At 70.3% G+C, this 15,945-nt stretch carries 16 protein-coding genes and 1 tRNA gene; 9 read left to right on the top strand and 8 right to left on the bottom strand.

What is annotated here, in order from left to right; genetic code table 11:
- Positions 1-654: 654 nt before the first annotated feature.
- The 3 genes from C6376_RS07750 to C6376_RS07740 form a co-directional block, all read right to left on the bottom strand.
- A tRNA-Pro gene (locus tag C6376_RS07750) sits at positions 655-728 on the bottom strand.
- A 42-nt stretch (positions 729-770) separates the two neighbouring features.
- Complete coding sequence (locus C6376_RS07745) at positions 771-1,553, bottom strand: Pr6Pr family membrane protein (RefSeq protein WP_107442731.1); 783 nt, start codon at positions 1,551-1,553, stop codon at positions 771-773.
- An 88-nt stretch (positions 1,554-1,641) separates the two neighbouring features.
- Positions 1,642-2,568: a metallophosphoesterase gene (locus tag C6376_RS07740; RefSeq protein WP_107442730.1), complete on the bottom strand. Its 927-nt coding sequence runs from the start codon at positions 2,566-2,568 to the stop codon at positions 1,642-1,644.
- Positions 2,569-2,916: 348 nt separating this feature from the next.
- On the opposite strand from C6376_RS07740, the gene C6376_RS07735 reads away from it, so the two are divergent.
- On the top strand, positions 2,917-3,381 hold the full coding sequence (locus C6376_RS07735; protein ID WP_057577842.1) for a GatB/YqeY domain-containing protein: 465 nt from the start codon (positions 2,917-2,919) through the stop codon (positions 3,379-3,381).
- A gap of 160 nt (positions 3,382-3,541) precedes the next feature.
- Here C6376_RS07735 and C6376_RS07730 read toward each other — a convergent pair whose 3' ends face one another.
- The gene (locus C6376_RS07730) at positions 3,542-5,827 is read right to left on the bottom strand and encodes a transglycosylase domain-containing protein (protein WP_107442729.1); all 2,286 of its coding nucleotides are present in this window, start codon (positions 5,825-5,827) and stop codon (positions 3,542-3,544) included.
- Positions 5,828-6,234: 407 nt separating this feature from the next.
- Here C6376_RS07730 and C6376_RS07720 point away from each other — a divergent pair, with 407 nt between their 5' ends.
- A complete protein-coding gene (locus C6376_RS07720) occupies positions 6,235-6,573 on the top strand; it encodes a WhiB family transcriptional regulator (RefSeq protein WP_173985868.1) in 339 nt (112 codons plus the stop codon).
- Between the two features lie 14 nt (positions 6,574-6,587).
- On the opposite strand, the gene C6376_RS07715 is transcribed toward C6376_RS07720, so the two are convergent.
- Positions 6,588-8,003, bottom strand: a complete 1,416-nt coding sequence (locus C6376_RS07715; RefSeq protein WP_107442727.1) for an ArsA family ATPase — start codon at positions 8,001-8,003, stop codon at positions 6,588-6,590.
- Positions 8,000-8,977: an ArsA-related P-loop ATPase gene (locus tag C6376_RS07710; protein ID WP_107442726.1), complete on the bottom strand. Its 978-nt coding sequence runs from the start codon at positions 8,975-8,977 to the stop codon at positions 8,000-8,002. The genes C6376_RS07715 and C6376_RS07710 overlap by 4 nt, the downstream gene beginning before the upstream one ends.
- Positions 8,978-9,097: 120 nt before the next feature.
- Between C6376_RS07710 and C6376_RS07705 the strand changes: the two genes are divergently transcribed.
- The 5 genes from C6376_RS07705 to C6376_RS07685 all read left to right on the top strand — a co-directional run bounded on the left by C6376_RS07705 (position 9,098) and on the right by C6376_RS07685 (position 11,794).
- Positions 9,098-9,256: a DUF4177 domain-containing protein gene (locus C6376_RS07705; RefSeq protein ID WP_020129281.1), complete on the top strand. Its 159-nt coding sequence runs from the start codon at positions 9,098-9,100 to the stop codon at positions 9,254-9,256.
- On the top strand, positions 9,253-9,717 hold the full coding sequence (locus C6376_RS07700) for a RidA family protein (RefSeq protein ID WP_107442725.1): 465 nt from the start codon (positions 9,253-9,255) through the stop codon (positions 9,715-9,717). The genes C6376_RS07705 and C6376_RS07700 overlap by 4 nt, the downstream gene beginning before the upstream one ends.
- A 102-nt stretch (positions 9,718-9,819) precedes the next feature.
- Positions 9,820-10,698: an NUDIX hydrolase gene (locus C6376_RS07695; RefSeq protein ID WP_107442724.1), complete on the top strand. Its 879-nt coding sequence runs from the start codon at positions 9,820-9,822 to the stop codon at positions 10,696-10,698.
- Positions 10,695-10,967, top strand: coding sequence for a hypothetical protein (locus tag C6376_RS07690; RefSeq protein WP_107442723.1), 273 nt, complete (start codon positions 10,695-10,697; stop codon positions 10,965-10,967). The genes C6376_RS07695 and C6376_RS07690 overlap by 4 nt, the downstream gene beginning before the upstream one ends.
- Positions 10,964-11,794 (top strand): MBL fold metallo-hydrolase, encoded by an 831-nt coding sequence (locus tag C6376_RS07685; protein WP_107442722.1) that lies wholly within the window; start codon positions 10,964-10,966, stop codon positions 11,792-11,794. The genes C6376_RS07690 and C6376_RS07685 overlap by 4 nt, the downstream gene beginning before the upstream one ends.
- A gap of 128 nt (positions 11,795-11,922) precedes the next feature.
- On the opposite strand, the gene C6376_RS07680 is transcribed toward C6376_RS07685, so the two are convergent.
- Entirely contained in the window at positions 11,923-12,741 is an 819-nt protein-coding gene (locus tag C6376_RS07680) for a nucleotidyltransferase domain-containing protein (RefSeq protein WP_107442721.1), read from the bottom strand.
- A 248-nt stretch (positions 12,742-12,989) separates the two neighbouring features.
- The gene (locus tag C6376_RS07675; RefSeq protein WP_020129286.1) at positions 12,990-13,664 is read right to left on the bottom strand and encodes a Crp/Fnr family transcriptional regulator; all 675 of its coding nucleotides are present in this window, start codon (positions 13,662-13,664) and stop codon (positions 12,990-12,992) included.
- A gap of 329 nt (positions 13,665-13,993) precedes the next feature.
- Here C6376_RS07675 and nth point away from each other — a divergent pair, with 329 nt between their 5' ends.
- Complete coding sequence (gene nth / locus C6376_RS07670) at positions 13,994-15,061, top strand: endonuclease III (RefSeq protein ID WP_254075870.1); 1,068 nt, start codon at positions 13,994-13,996, stop codon at positions 15,059-15,061.
- 187 nt (positions 15,062-15,248) lie between these two features.
- A complete protein-coding gene (locus C6376_RS07665; RefSeq protein WP_057577831.1) occupies positions 15,249-15,944 on the top strand; it encodes a CoA pyrophosphatase in 696 nt (231 codons plus the stop codon).
- Position 15,945: the final 1 nt, after the last annotated feature.

Below are 15,945 nucleotides of genomic sequence, written 5' to 3'. Positions count from 1 at the left end.
TCGTCCGGCCTCCTGCACCTGCGCGATGAGTGCCGGCCCGATAGCTGCTGGCGACGGTCGCGGAGGTTTCACAGCCCGTTTCGGGGCGGGCTTTGGCTCGGTCGGGGGATCGGCATCCTGCGACGGATCAGCGGCAACCGGCGCTCCGGATTCAGACGCCGCAGCGCGAGGCTTGCGTGGAGCCAACTCCGGACGGTCGGGATGATGCCCGTGCTCCAGATAGAAGCGCCCCGCGTCAGTGATCTCCGCCTGCCACCTCCCCTTCTTCCGGGTCATGGTCACCAAGCCCCGGTCCCTGAGCGCGCGAGCCGTGACGGCGAGCTCGGGGCTGTCCGACGTGACGGGGTCGGTTCCGCCCCCGATACGGGTGAGGAGTGCGAGTTGCCGGTCATTTAACGGAGACCAAGGGTGCATGGCGATCGTCGTACCGTCTCAGGTCTGCTCGGCACAAGCCGTGCAGTGACTCATTCGGGGCGCGATGCGGTACGCCCGCGCCGAGAGGGGGCAGAAGGCCGCTCCTCGGGGAGCCACCGGGAGCCGGATCTCGAAGATCACACCCAGTTGGCTCCCAAATGGCTCCCAAAACAGGGTTGCAAAGCAAATCAGGCCCGGTTCTGATCTCTCAGAACCGGGCCTGACCTGGTGTTTTGGCTGTCGGGGTGGCGGGATTTGAACCCACGACCTCTTCGTCCCGAACGAAGCGCGCTGCCAAGCTGCGCTACACCCCGATGTCGCTGCTTGTCCTGCTTGTCGCGGCGACGTCGTTTACTTTAGCCCACCGGTGGCCGGAGACGAAATCCGGTTTTGATGCGGTGGCTGATGGGGTTCGGGCGGGCGTGGTCGAGGGCCACGAGGAGGACCGCGAGGGCGTAGAAGGAGAGGCCGAGGAGCAGAGCGTTGGCCAGGGCGTGCCTGTAGCCGTGGGCTTCGGCGTCGAGGAAGGGGTAGAGATAGCGGCCCTGCGCGCCGGGTGCGATCAGCTGGGCGCGGGCCAGGCAGAAGACCAGGTAGAGGACCGGATACAGCATCCACGTCGCGGCCCGGCGCAGGCGCAGTCGGCCCGGTGCGGTCAGCAGGAGCCAGTCGAGGAAGGCGGCCAGCGGAGTCACGGTGTGCAGGAGATGGACGGCGACCAGGTGCCGGCCCGTCGGGGTCGTCATGCCGGTCAGTGAGAAGGGGACGGCCGCGTCTGTCAGGAGCAGGTGGTAGACGAGGCCGGTGATCATGACGTAGAGGAGGGCCGCGCCTGTGAGGGCGGCGGGGAGCGGGCGGCGGGCCGTCCATGCCCGGCGGGCGGACAGCAGCGTGACCAGGGCCAACAGGATGTTGCTCTGGATCGCGAAGTGGCTCAGCACCCGCAGCGGGCTGCCCAGCAGGAACGCGAGGATCACGCCTGCCGCCGCCGTGCCGGCCAGGAGCAGACGGAACGCGGCGGCCAGCGGGCGGCGGACGGGGGTCACCACCGCCGACGCCGGGACGGAGGTGGGCAGGAGCGCGTGGGTCCGCGGAATCGCAGGCAGATCCGGGAGGTCCCTGGGTATCGGCGCGGTCATGCCCTCACGCTAGGCAGGCCGGACATACGGGGCGATACGGGTGAGCCGTTCGAGGGATGCCTTCGGCCTCCTGAAGGGAGGAAACCCGTTACTCCCGTTCCACCAACGTCAGCAGCGTCACCTCGGGCGGGCAGGCGAAGCGGACCGGCGTGTAGCGGCTCGCGCCGCAGCCCGCCGAGACGTGCAGGTAGGAGGTGCGGCCCTCCGCCGTGTGCGTCGACAGCCCCTTCACACGGTCCGTGTCGAGGTCGCAGTTGGTGACCAGGGCGCCGTAGAAGGGGATGCAGAGCTGGCCGCCGTGGGTGTGGCCGGCGAGGATCAGGGGGTAGCCGTCCGCTGCGAAAGGGTCCAGGGCCCGCAGGTACGGCGCGTGCACCACGCCCATCGAGAAGTCGACCGACTCCGACGGACCGCCCGCCACCTGTGCGTAGCGGTCGCGCTTGATGTGCGGGTCGTCCAGTCCCGTCAGCTCGATCGACGTGCCCTCGACCTTCAGTACGCCCCGGGTGTTCGTCAGATTGAGCCAGCCTGCGGCGTCGAAGCCGTCGCGCAGGTCCTCCCACGGGTTGTGGACGACGTTCACCGCGGGCGCGTTGCCGTTCAGGCCGTGCCGGCCCTGAGCCTTCTCCAGCAGGTAACGGGCGGGGTTGCGCAGCTTCGGGCCGTAATAGTCGTTCGAGCCGAAGACGTACGCACCCGGGAACTCCATCAGGGGCCCCAGCGCGTCCAGTGTCTCCGGGATGCCCTCCGGGTCGGACAGGTTGTCGCCCGTGTTGATCACGAAGTCGGGGCGCAGTCCGGCCAGCGAGCGCAGCCAGCGCTGCTTCTTGCGCTGGCCGCCGACCATGTGGATGTCGGAGACCTGCAGCACGCGCAAGGGGCCCATTCCGGCGGGGAGGACGGGGACGGTGACCCGTCGGAGGCGGAAGGAGCGGGGCTCGACACCCGCCGCGTACACCAGGCCGGCGGCGCCGGCCGCCGCAATGGACAGAGGTACTCCGTATCGCGCGCGCATACGTCCATCGTCTCAGACCGCACCGCTGCTTCCGTCCGCACGTCCGCCGGACGAGGACGAGGACGAGGACGGGAACGAGGACGAGGGTTCCGCCGTCCCGTCCGCCGGGCACTTCACTCCCGTACATTCCACTCCCGTACATTCCACTCCCGTACCTCCCGCTCCCGTGCACTCCATTGCTGCGCGCGGCACGGCGGACTGCCGGCGGCGCGCTGCCTCGTTGTCCCTCAAGCGGCGTGCGGTCGTTGGTCCTTGATGGTTGTGGGATCCCCCCGGTCTGTCGACCTTCCCGCACCGCCCGGTAAATGACCGGGCGGTGCGCCGTCCACACCTGCGACAATCAGACACATGACCACGCTCAAGTCGAAGCTGCAGGAAGACCTCAACGCCGCGATCAAGGAGCGCGACGAGCTCCGCTCCTCGACGCTCCGGCTGACGCTCACCGCGATCACCAAGGAGGAAGTCGCCGGTAAGGAGAAGCGCGAGCTCTCCGACGACGAGATCCTCAAGGTGATCGCCAAGGAGGCGAAGAAGCGCCGGGAGGCGGCCGATGCCTTCGCACAGGGCGGTCGCCCCGAGAGTGCCGAGCGGGAGACGGCGGAGGGCGAGCTGCTCGCCGGTTACCTGCCCAAGCAGCTCAGCGACGACGAGCTGAACGACATCGTCGGGCAGGCCGTCGAGGAGGCGAAGGCGGCCGGCGCCGAGGGGCCGCGGGCCATGGGCGCCGTCATGAAGATCGTGAACCCGAAGGTGGCCGGTCTGGCTGAGGGCGGCCGCGTCGCCGCCGTCGTCAAGAAGCTTCTCGCGGGCTGACCCGACGGGGCCGAGCCTGTAGACGCGCTGAAACAAGAGCTGAAACACGCGCTGAAACAAGACGGTCCCTGACTCTCCTTGCGGGAGTCAGGGACCGTTTTCACGTCTCCGGCTCAGCCGGACCGGCTCGTCCCAGACGGCTCAGCCGGCCAAGCCGGTGTCAGCCGCGTCCGCCGCTGTTGTCGTTGCCGTTGGTCTGGCCCTGGAAGAAGCCGCCGTTCGTGTTGCCCCTGTTAGCGGTGCCGCCGTTGGTGTTCCCGCCGTTGGTGAGCAGTCCACTGAGGAAACCGCCGTCGTCCCTGTTGTCGCCGTTTCCGTTCCCGTTTCCGTTCCCGTTTCCGTTCTTGTCGCCGCGGTCCTTCTCCGGGGGCTTCGGGATGAAGACCTTGTTGAACGGTGTGGCTTCCTTGCCCTCGAGCGCGCCGGTCATGGCGTCGCGCCAGATCGGCCCGGGGGTGTCGCCGCCGTAGACCTCGGGGTGCCAGACGCCGCCGATACGGATGTTGGTCATCTCCACCTTCTGGGTGGCGCTGCCGACCCAGACGGCGCCCGACAGGTTCGGGGTGTAGCCGACGAACCAGGCGTTCTTGCGGGAGTCCGTCGTACCCGTCTTACCGGCGTTGTCGCGACCGGACAGGCCGGCCTGCTTGCCCGTACCGGAGTCGACCACGCCGCTCAGCAGCGTGTTGATGGTGTCCGCGGTCTTCTCGCTCATCGCGCGCGAGCACGTCGACTTCGGGACCTCCAGCGACTTCTTCGTACCGCCCACCGTCTGGGTGATCGACTCGATGGCGACCGGGGTGCAGTACATGCCACGGCTGGCGAAGGCGGCGTAGGCGGTGGCCATCGTCAGAGGGGAGAGGCCGGTGGAGCCGAGGGTCATCGAGGACGGAACCTCCGGGACCTTGGTGCCGTTGCCCTGGACGACGCCCAGCTTGTCGGTCATCTTCACCACGGGGCACATGCCGATGTCGGCGAGCATCTGCACGAAGTAGGTGTTGACCGACAGCTCCATGGCCTTCTGCAGCTGGTACGGACCCTTCTCGGACGCGCTCTCGTTCTCCAGGGTGTACTTCGGCCTGCCGTCGTTCGTCCACGGCTTGCTGCTGCACGTCTGGACCGTGTCCGGGTACGGCATCTGGTACGGCGCCGAGTAGGACTGATTCGCCGGGCGCCCCTCCTCCAGCGCGGCCGCTGCCACGAAGGGCTTGAAGGTCGAACCCGTCGGGAAGCCGAAGTTCGAGCCGCCCATGGAGGCGTTGACCGAGTAGTTGTACTCGGTCTCGTTCTTGCCGTAGCCGTACGGCTTGGACTGGCCCATGCCGAGGATCTTGCCGGTGCCGGGCTCGACGAGGGTCGCGGCTCCGGCGACCTTGTCCGACTTGTAGACGTGGTCCTTGAGCGAGCTCTGGACGGACTTCTGGGCCTGCGGCTCGAGCGTCGTGCGGATCGTCAGGCCGCCCTGGTTCCAGACCTTCGCCCGCTCCTCCTTGGTCTTGCCGAAAACCGGGTCGCTGAGGAAGACGCGTTCCACGTACTTGCAGAAGAAGCTGGCGCCCTGGACGGCGGTGATGCAGCCGTTCTTCGGCTTCTTGACCTTCAGGCCCAACGGCGCCCTCTGCGCGGTGGCCGCCTCGGCCTCGGAGATGTCGCCGACCTCGGCCATGCGCTTCAGCACCGTGTTACGGCGCTTGGTGGCCTCGGCCTCGTCGTTGACCGGGTCGTAGCGGCTGGGTGACTGGACGATGCCGGCCAGCAACGCGGCCTGGGGGAGCGTGAGGCTCTTGGCGTGCGTGGAGAAGTAGCGCTGGGAGGCCGCTTCGACGCCGTAGGCCTGCTCACCGAAGAACGTGATGTTGAGGTAGTTCTCGAGGATTTTCTTCTTGCTGAGCTCTTCCTCGAGCTGGATCGCGTACTTCAGCTCCTTGATCTTGCGCCCGATGGTCTGCTGCGTGGCCTGCGCGACCTTCGTCGGGTCGTCGCCCGCCTCCTCGACGGCGACGTTCTTCACGAGCTGCTGCGTGAGCGTGGAGGCGCCCTGGGACACCCCGCTGTTCTGCACGTTCTTGTTGAGGGCGCGCAGGACGCCCTTGAGGTCCACCGCGCCGTGCTCGTAGAAGCGCGAGTCCTCGATCGCGACGATCGCCTTCTGCATGTAGGGCGAGACGTTCTTCAGGTCGACCACCGTGCGGTCACGTGAGTAGACGGTGGCGATCTGGCCGCCCTCGGAGTCGAGGATCGTGGTGCGCTGGCTCAGTGGCGGTGTCTTGAGATTGGCCGGGAGTTCGTCGAACGACTCCACCGACCCCTTGGCGGCCAGGCCCAGCGCGCCGAAGGCGGGCAGGGCGATGCCGGCCAGCACGGCTCCCGCGAGCACACTGACACCGAGGAACTTGGCGGCCTGCTGCGTTGGCGACAGACCACCGCCCGAGCGCTTGTTTGGCATGAGGGCAGCCTACGTTCTCATTCGCCGGACACGCGTCAATGCCTTGGCCTAAGCTACTCGCAACTGTCACAGCAGCAGGGCTACGTATCAATACGTCCGGCGACCCCGAATCGTTCCGGAGGTTCCCCGACTTTTTTGGTGGGGGTGTGCCCGAATCCGCCTTGTGTGTCACCCGGCGTCCGTTGTGACTCAACTGAAATATCCCGTTCGTCGGGAAGGTCACACATGTCGCAGGCTCACTCCCCCGGGTGATCTGCCGCTTACGCATAGTCCGTTCGGGCCATTCAAGATTGGGCCCGAAGGGGGTGTTGCGCTGTGCCCGCCTTCCGTAACGTCCTCAACTGGCGGCGGTGAATATGCCGCTGCCGCCGTGGGGGAGCCTCGATTCGGGAGAGGACGGCGCCGGTATGGGCTGGGTAACCGACTGGAGTGCGCAGGCCGCCTGCCGCACTACCGATCCGGATGAACTGTTTGTTCAGGGAGCAGCGCAGAACAGGGCCAAGGCGGTGTGCACCGGATGCCCGGTACGCACCGAATGCCTGGCTGACGCGCTCGACAACCGCGTCGAGTTCGGCGTGTGGGGAGGCATGACGGAGCGCGAGCGCCGGGCACTGCTGCGCAGGCGGCCGACGGTGACCTCCTGGCGCAGGCTCCTGGAGACCGCGCGTTCGGAGTACGAGCGTGGGGCGGGCATCCTGCCGCTCGACGACGACCGGATGTACGAGACCTTCGCGGCGGTGGGCTGAGGGGAACCCTCGGCTCAGGATCCGGCGGTCTCGGGCAGCTCCGGCCGGTCGGCCGCGAGGCGCTGTCCGATGTCGCGCAGCCCCGTGAGGTCGTGCACGTCGCCAGGCAGCGCGGCCACTTCGGCCACCGCCACCTCGGGGTGGAGCGCGGTGAAGCGGTCTCGCGTGCGTTGTTCGCGGGAGAGCAGGTGCATGCGTTCCGCATGCAGTCTGAGCAGGCCCGCGGTGAGGTTGTCCACGGTCCGGTCCGCGTCCGCGCCGGTGTGCGCGTCAGCGGTCGCCGTCCGGTCCGTCCCGGTGGCTCCCGGGTGGTCCGTGTGGGCGTCCGAGTCCGTGGTCCGGGCCGCGTCGGTGGGGGCGTCGCGCTCCGGATCGGGTGCGGAGGGTGCTGAACTGCCGTAGGAGTCGGGAGAGTTACGAACTCCAGCTTTCCCGTCGTCCTGATCCACAATGCCGGGCTCTTCAAGATTTTCCGCAGCGCCTAGCGCCCGCTCGGCGGACAGCTGGGCGGCACCGCTGCCGTGGACCCGGTTGAGCACCAGACCGGCCAGCGGCATGTTCTCGGCGGCCAGCCGCTCCACGAAGTACGCGGCCTCCCGCAGCGCGTCCCGCTCGGGAGCCGCCACCACCAGGAACGCCGTGCCGGGCGCCTGGAGCAGCTTGTACGTGGCGTCCGCGCGCGTGCGGAAGCCGCCGAACATCGAGTCCATGGCGGCGACGAACGTCTGCACGTCCTTCAGCAACTGCCCGCCGAGCAGCTTGCCCAGCGCGCCGGTCATCATCGACATCCCGACGTTCAGGAACTTCATCCCCGCGCGGCCGCCGACCTTCGCCGGTGCGAGCAGGACGCGGATCAGCTTGCCGTCCAGGAACGAGCCGAGGCGTTTCGGCGCGTCCAGGAAGTCCAGCGCCGAGCGGGACGGCGGGGTGTCGACGACGATCAGATCCCACTCGTCCCGAGCCCGTAGCTGGCCCAGCTTCTCCATCGCCATGTACTCCTGCGTGCCCGCGAAGCCCGCCGAGAGCGACTGGTAGAACGGGTTGCCCAGGATCGCGGCGGCCCGGTCGCCGTCCGCGTGCGCCTCGACGATCTCGTCGAAGGTGCGCTTCATGTCGAGCATCATCGCGTGCAACTCGCCGTCCCCCTCCACGCCCTTGACGCGGCGGGGGGTGTTGTCGAGGGAGTCGATGCCCATGGACTGGGCGAGCCGGCGCGCCGGGTCGATGGTGAGGACGACCACCTTGCGGCCGCGCTCGGCCGCCCTGAGCCCCAGAGCGGCCGCGGTCGTCGTCTTGCCGACGCCGCCCGAGCCGCAGCAGACCACGATGCGCGTCGCCGGGTCGTCGAGCAGCGGATCGAGATCGAGCACGGGCGCGGGGGTGAGACGGCGAACGGCGGCCCCCTGGTCGTGCGTCCGGTCCGTGCTCATGCGATCCCTTGCTTCCGCAGTTCGTTGGCGAGCTGGTACAGGCCCGCGAGGTCCATGCCCTCGGCGAGCAGGGGCAGTTCGTGCAGCGGCAGATCCAGCTCGCCGAGGACCGCGCGCTGCTCGCGCTCCAGTGCGTACCGCTCCGCGTACTCCTCGGCCTGCCGCAGGAGCGGCTCCACCAGCCGCTCGGCGTGCCCGCCGCGACGCGCCCCGCCGAGGCCGGCGGCGGACAACGACCGGGCGACCGAAGAACGCGTCACGGTCCGTGCGAGTTCCAGACCGTCCTCGTCCAGCGCCTCCGGGCGCACCATGTTGACGATGACCCGCCCCACCGGCAGTTTCGCCGCCCGCAGCTCGGCGATGCCGTCCGCGGTCTCCTGGACGGGCATCTCCTCCAGCAGCGTGACCAGGTGCACTGCGGTCTGCTCCGACTTCAGGACCCTCATCACGGCCTGCGCCTGATTGTGTATCGGGCCGATCCTGGCCAGCCCGGCGACTTCGTCGTTGACGTTCAGGAAGCGGGTGACGCGGCCGGTGGGCGGAGCGTCCATGACGACGTGGTCGTACACGAACCGCCCGTTCTTGTCCTTGCGCCGTACGGCCTCGCACGCCTTGCCGGTGAGGAGCACGTCCCGCAGGCCTGGCGCGACGGTGGTGGCGAAGTCGATCGCGCCCAGCTTCTTGAGTGCCCGCCCGGCGCCTCCCAGCTTGTAGAACATCTGGAGGTAGTCCAGAAGGGCCAGTTCGGGGTCTATGGCGAGGGCGTAGACCTCACCGCCCCCCGAAGCGACCGCGATCTTGCGTTCCTCATAGGGCAACGCCTGTGTCTCGAAGAGCTGTGCGATGCCCTGCCGGCCCTCCACCTCGACGAGAAGCGTCCGCTTCCCTGCCGTGGCGAGGGCCAGCGCGAGGGCCGCGGCGACCGTCGTCTTGCCGGTCCCGCCCTTGCCGCTGACGACCTGGAGCCTGCTCACGTCTTCGAGCGTAACCAGTCGGCGCCCGAGGCAATCGGGAGGCTGTGGACAACGGGGGTGGCAATCGGCCACATGGCCTGTGGACCAGGGCTCTGGGCGCCAGCGGATACAGTCGCCCTCATGACCAAGTGGGAATACGCAACTGTGCCGCTGCTCGTCCACGCCACGAAGCAGATTCTGGACACCTGGGGCGAGGACGGCTGGGAACTCGTCCAGGTCGTCCCCGGCCCGAACAACCCGGAGCAGCTCGTCGCCTACCTGAAGCGGGCGAAGGCGTGAGCGCGGTCGAGGCGAGGCTCGTCGAGCTGGGCCTGACGCTGCCGGCGGTCGTGCCGCCCCTCGCGGCCTACCAGCCCGCGGTGCAGTCCGGACCGTACGTGTACACCGCCGGTCAGCTGCCCATGGTCGACGGCAAGCTGCCCGTCACCGGCAAGGTCGGTGCCGAGGTCACCCCCGAGGAGGCCAAGGAGCTGGCCCGCACCTGCGCGCTGAACGCCCTGGCTGCCGTCAAGTCCGTCGCGGGTGACCTGGACCGCGTCGCGCGCGTGGTGAAGGTCGTCGGCTTCGTGGCCTCGGCCTCGGATTTCACCGGCCAGCCCGCCGTGCTCAACGGCGCGAGCGAGCTGCTGGGCGAGGTCTTCGGCGACAAGGGTGTGCACGCGCGCAGCGCGGTGGGTGTCGCGGTGCTGCCGCTGGACGCGCCGGTCGAGGTCGAGATCCAGGTGGAGCTCGCTCCTTAGGGCCTGCCCGCCGGTCCCCGGTGCCGGGCAGGCGTCCCGTCGGAGCGCGCTGACCTCGGGGAGCTCTCGAACATTCGCGCACCACGGGATAGCCTCGCGCCCATGGCGAATGGGCAGTGGTTTCCCCAGGACTGGCCGGATCGCATCCGCGCGCTGGCGGACGGCGACCTCACTCCGGTCGTCCCGAAGCGCGCGGCCACCGTCATGCTCCTGAAGGACACCGACGCCGGTCCGGTTGTGCACATGCTGCGCCGACGCGCCTCCATGGCCTTCGCCGGAGGCGCGTACGCCTATCCAGGTGGCGGAGTCGACCCTCGCGACGACGACCGCCTCGTGCGCTGGGCGGGCCCCACGCGCGCGTGGTGGGCCGAACGCCTGGGAGTCGACGAGACGGCCGCACAGGCGATCGTGTGCGCGGCCGTGCGCGAGACCTACGAGGAGGCCGGCGTCCTGCTCGCGGGGCCGACGCCCGACTCGGTCGTCGGTGACATCACGGGCGCCGACTGGGAGACGGACCGGGCCGCGGTGGCCGCCCGTGAGCTGTCCTTCGCGGAGTTCCTCGACCGCCGCGGCCTCGTCCTGCGGTCGGACCTGCTGGGCGCCTGGACGCGCTGGATCACCCCGGAGTTCGAGCCCCGCCGCTACGACACCTGGTTCTTCGTCGCCGCCCTGCCGGAAGGGCAGCGCACCCGCAACGCGTCCACGGAGGCCGACCGCACGGTGTGGATCCGCCCGGCGGACGCCGCGGCCTCCTACGACAAGGGCGAGCTGCTGATGATGCCGCCCACCATCGCGACCCTGCGCCGGCTCACCCCGTTCGCCACGGCGGCACAAGCGCTCGCCGCGGCCCCGGACCTCGACCTCACGCCCGTCCTGGCGCAGGCCCGGCTGGTGGACGGCGAGGTCGTGCTCTCCTGGCCCGGGCACGACGAGTTCACCAAGCGGATCGGCGCCGGGGGCGCGGGAAAGGGGCCCGCATGACGTCCCTCCGCGCGGCCCCACGCCCGGTCGTCCGTACGACGGACGTCCCCGTCGCAGTCGCCCCCACCGCAGCCGTCCGCACGACGGCTGTCCGCACGACGGTCGCCCGCGCCCCACTCGCTCACGGAACGGGCCGGCGCGTCACGGGCACGCGCGCGGTGTGCGGCCGCCCGCGCGGGACGGGCATCCGTCGGCAGCACGGGGACGTCCCGGCCGTGGACCGCCACCCCGGCTTCGCACCCGGAGGCATGGAAGGGGCCACGGCATGACCGAAGCAGCCGCCCTCCCCGGCCAGCCCCGCGGCGGAGCCCTCTCGGGCCCGGCGACCGCGCGCGCGGTCAACGTCCTCGCCCCGAACGCGTCCGCCATGACCCTGGACGGAACCAACACCTGGATCGTCTCCGAACCCGACTCCGATCTGGCGGTCGTGATCGACCCGGGCCCGCTGGACGACGGCCATCTGCGCGCGGTCGTGGACACCGCCGAGCGGGCCGGCAAGCGCGTCGCGCTCACCCTGTTGACGCACGGCCACCCCGACCACGCCGAGGGTGCCGCCCGCTTCGCCGGACTGACCGGCACCAAGGTGCGGGCCCTGGACCCGGCGCTGCGGCTGGGCGAGGAGGGCCTGGGCGCCGGGGACGTGATCGCCGTGGGCGGCCTGGAGCTGCGGGTCGTTCCGACGCCCGGCCACACCGCCGACTCCCTGTGCTTCCATCTCCCGGCCGACGGGGCCGTCCTGACCGGCGACACCATCCTGGGCAGGGGCACGACCGTCGTGGCGCACCCCGACGGCCGCCTGGGCGACTATCTGGACTCCCTGCGGCGGTTGCGGTCCCTCACGGTCGACGACGGCGTCCACACGGTCCTGCCCGGCCACGGCCCGGTCCTGGAGGACGCCCAGGGCGCCGTCGAGTTCTACCTCGCCCACCGCGCCCACCGCCTCGCCCAGGTCGAGACCGCGGTCGAGAACGGCCGCAGCAGCCCCACCGAGGTCGTCGCCCACGTGTACGCCGACGTCGACCGCTCCCTGTGGCCGGCGGCGGAGCTGTCGGTACGGGCCCAGCTGGAATACCTGACGGAGCACGGACTCATCTGACCCGCACCCGTGCCCGCACGGAGCCGGTCGGCACCCGCAGGGAACCGGTCGCGCACCCGCTCGGACGCGCGGACGCACCCGGTCGCCCCCCGCTCGGTCGGCCCGGTCAGGCCCGTCGGTCGGTCCGGTCAGTCGGGTCTCGGGGCCTTCACGCCGTGCACGCGCGTGTACTCCCACCCGAGCCAGGGGCCCAGGTCGTCGACGTAGGACGAGAGGACGGCGCGGTCGCCCCGCGGCTCGTACCCGAGGACGGCCGCCGCCCGCAGCTGCTCCGCGCGCCGCGGGTAGTAGGAGCCGAAGGCCTCCGCCATCTCGTGGAGATCGCTCGTCCAGCCGTTCCAGCGGGGCATGACGAGGGTGAAGGCGGTCCGCACGAGCCGCCGGGACATGAACCGGACGAGAGACCGCCGGGCCCCCTCGGAGTCGGCCGTGGCGACGCGCTCGCGCCAGCGCGGCAGGAGCTGGGCGAGGTCGCCGTTGGTCTCGCGCGCGAGGAGGGAGTCGGGGCGATAGCGGGGGAGGCGCTCGGCCAGGTCCTCGCCGAGCAGGGGAGTGCACAGGCAGGCCACGAACCATCCCAGGTCGTGGCTCTCCAGGTCGCTCAGCACGCGCGGGTGACCTACCAGGAGCGTCCCACAGCCGTCGACCTGCGCGAACTCGCTGTCGAGGGTCGCGTCGAGCGCACCGGCCGCAGCCCTGTCCCCGGCGGTCGGCTCCTCGCGCAGCACGGCGAGCAGGTCGAGGTCGCTGCGGCCCACGCGCGCGGTGCCGCGCGGGATCGATCCGTAGAGGTACGCGCTGTGCAGCTGTGCCGAGAAGAGGCCGAGGAGCCCGTCCCGGGCCGCCTCGACGACGGGGCGGAAGGCCGTCGGCACGCGCGCGAGGGAGCCTTCGCGTGCGATGTACCCCTGGGCGTCGAGGCCTCGGGCGGGGAGCGTTTCTGCCATGGGGCCACTGTGCGGCCTGGGAGAGCGGCTCCGCCGATCATTTTTTCGGGTGCGGGTGCGGGTGCGGGCGTTGAGGCGCAGGTGTGCGTGGAACGGCCCGCCCCCGTCGGGAGGACGAGGCGGCCGCCGAGGGGGTGTCAGCAGCGGCGGGGAGGGGGGCGGCCTGAGGGCGGATGGGCCCCCAGGGATCGTCACGGCGACCGGCGCCACGCCCCGGTCACCGTCCACAACCTCCCGGGACAGAACAACTAGCGCGAGCGCTTGGCCAGTCGCTCGACGTCCAGCAGGATGACGGCCCGTGCCTCGAGGCGCAGCCACCCGCGCTGGGCGAAGTCCGCCAGGGCCTTGTTCACGGTCTCGCGCGAGGCGCCGACGAGCTGCGCCAGCTCCTCCTGCGTGAGGTCGTGGACGACGTGGATGCCCTCCTCGGACTGCACACCGAAGCGCCGCGAGAGGTCCAGCAGGGCGCGGGCCACACGGCCGGGAACGTCCGAGAACACCAGGTCGGACATGGCGTCGTTGGTCTTGCGCAGGCGCCGGGCGACGGCGCGCAGCAGCGCGGTGGCCACTTCCGGGCGGGCGTTCAGCCAGGGCTGGAGGTCGCCGTGGCCGAGGCCGAGCAGCTTCACCTCGGTGAGGGCGGTGGCCGTCGCCGTCCGCGGGCCCGGGTCGAAGAGCGACAGCTCGCCGATGAGCTCGCTGGGACCCACCACGGCCAGCATGTTCTCCCGGCCGTCCGGGGAAGTGCGGTGCAGCTTGACCTTGCCCTCGGTGACGACGTAGAGCCGGTCGCCCGGATCGCCCTCGTGGAACAGGGAGTCGCCGCGGGCCAGGGTCACCTCGCTCATGGAGGCGCGCAGTTCCGCGGCCTGCTCGTCGTCGAGTGCCGCGAAGAGCGGGTTGCGCCGCAGAACGTCGTCCACGAGTTCTCTCCTTGTCGACCTGCTCGGGGGATCTTGCTCCCCCGTGTATCAGGGGACCGTGTTCCCCACTCTGCCGGAAGGTCCAAACAGTGTGATCTGTCACAAGGATGCCGCACACATGTCCTGAGGTAAGCGGCAGGGGTCCAATTGGGGGCTGATCTTCAGGGTCCGGGGCGGATGTCGGTCCCGGGCTTTAGGCTGGCCGAGTGTCCAAAACGCCGGTGAGAGCACAGGCCTAGGGGGCTGGGCGGGTGGTTGTACGTCGCGTTTCCGCTGTGGGCGAACAGAACTCTGGTGGTGGTAGGAAAACGGCAAAGGTGGCAAACGAGATGCCTGGTGAGAAAGCCGTGGAAACGACCGGTGGAGCAGCCGCCGAGAAGCCCGCGGAGGAACAGCGCGGCAGCGGGAAAGCCGCGGAGGGGCCCGCTGCGGCGAAGAGGGCGACGGCCCGGAAACCAGCGGTGAAGGGGGCCCCGGCCGGGGGAACCGCCGCCGGTGAGGTGCCGGCCACGAAGGCTTCCACCAGGAAAGCGCCGACCAAGAAGGCTCCGGCGAAGAAGGCGCCGGCCAAGCGGGTTGCCGCCGAGAAGGCCGCCACGGCCGCGAAGGCCGTCGTCAGGAAGCCGGAGTCCCGCACCGCGCTCGTTCGCCGTGCGCGCCGTATCGACCGCGAGCTCGCGGAGATCTACCCCTACGCGCACCCCGAACTGGACTTCGTCGATCCCTTCCAGCTGATCGTCGCCACGGTCCTGTCCGCCCAGACCACCGACCTCCGGGTGAACCAGACGACTCCCGCTCTCTTCGCCAAGTACCCCACCCCGGAGGATCTGGCCGCCGCCGACCCGGAGGAGGTGGAGGAGATTCTGCGCCCCACCGGTTTCTTCCGGGCCAAGACCAAGTCGGTGATAGGCCTCTCCAAGGCCCTGGTGGAGGAGTTCGGCGGCGAGGTCCCCGGCCGGCTCGAGGACCTGGTGAAACTGCCCGGCGTCGGCCGCAAGACCGCCTTCGTGGTGCTGGGCAACGCGTTCGGCAGGCCCGGGATCACCGTGGACACGCACTTCCAGCGGCTCGTACGGCGCTGGCAGTGGACCGAGCAGACGGAGCCCGACAAGATCGAGGCCGAGATAGCGGCGCTCTTCCCCAAGAGCGACTGGACGATGCTCTCGCACCACGTGATCTTCCACGGCCGCCGCATCTGTCACGCCCGCAAGCCCGCCTGCGGCGCCTGCCCCCTCGCCCCCCTCTGCCCGGCGTACGGAGAGGGGGAGACGGACCCGGAGAAGGCGAAGAAGCTCCTGAAGTACGAGAAGGGCGGTTTCCCCGGTCAGCGCCTGAACCCGCCCCGGTCCTACCTGGACGCGGGCGGCAGGCCGGCCCCTCCGCTGGGGGCCGGATGACGCGAGGGCTGACGGCCGCAGGGCCCGCTGCGGGGGTCGGGGCGGTGGCCGGGCGGCGTTTCGCCGCCGCGCAGATCGGGGCGAGGCCCGGGGGCCGCTCTGCCGCCGTGGTGCTCGAAACGGGACCCGCGGAACGATCTGCCGGTGTTCGGGCGTTGGACTCGGCAGAACGGGGGTTGGTGTGGCGATGACGCGAGCGAGCGATACCCAGGGCGGTTCGGTGACGGTCAGCAAGGAAGGCCTGCCCGCCTGGCTGGACCCGGTGGTGCGCGCCGTGGAGACCGTCCAGCCGCCCCAGCTCAGCCGCTTCCTCCCCCCGGCGAACGGCGCGGGACGCCAGTCGGCCGTCCTGATCCTGTTCGGCGAGGGCGACCGCGGCCCCGAGCTGCTGCTCATGGAGCGTGCGAGCTCCCTGCGCTCCCACGCGGGCCAGCCCTCTTTCCCGGGCGGCGCCCTGGACCCGGAGGACGGCGACCCGCACGGCGACGGGCCGCTCAGAGCCGCCCTGCGTGAGGCGGAGGAGGAGACCGGGCTCGATCCGTCCGGCGTCCAGCTCTTCGGTGTGCTGCCCAAGCTGTACATCCCGGTCAGCGGCTTCGTCGTGACGCCGGTGCTGGGCTGGTGGCGTGAGCCGAGCCCGGTGGGTGTCGTCGACCCCGGTGAGACGGCCCGGGTCTTCACGGTCCCCGTGGCGGATCTCACGAATCCGGGCAACCGGGCCACGACGGTGCATCCGAGCGGTCACCACGGCCCGGGATTCCTGGTCGAATCGGCCCTTGTGTGGGGGTTCACCGCGGGTGTGATCGACCGATTGCTGCACTTCGCGGGCTGGGAGCTGCCCTGGGACCGTGAGAAGCAGGTCCCGCTGGACTGGCGGTCATGAC

This window comes from Streptomyces sp. P3 (genome assembly GCF_003032475.1).
GTDB lineage: Bacteria > Actinomycetota > Actinomycetes > Streptomycetales > Streptomycetaceae > Streptomyces.
The sequence above is the reverse complement of the archived record's forward strand: the minus strand, read 5'-3'. Positions and strand labels throughout refer to the sequence as shown.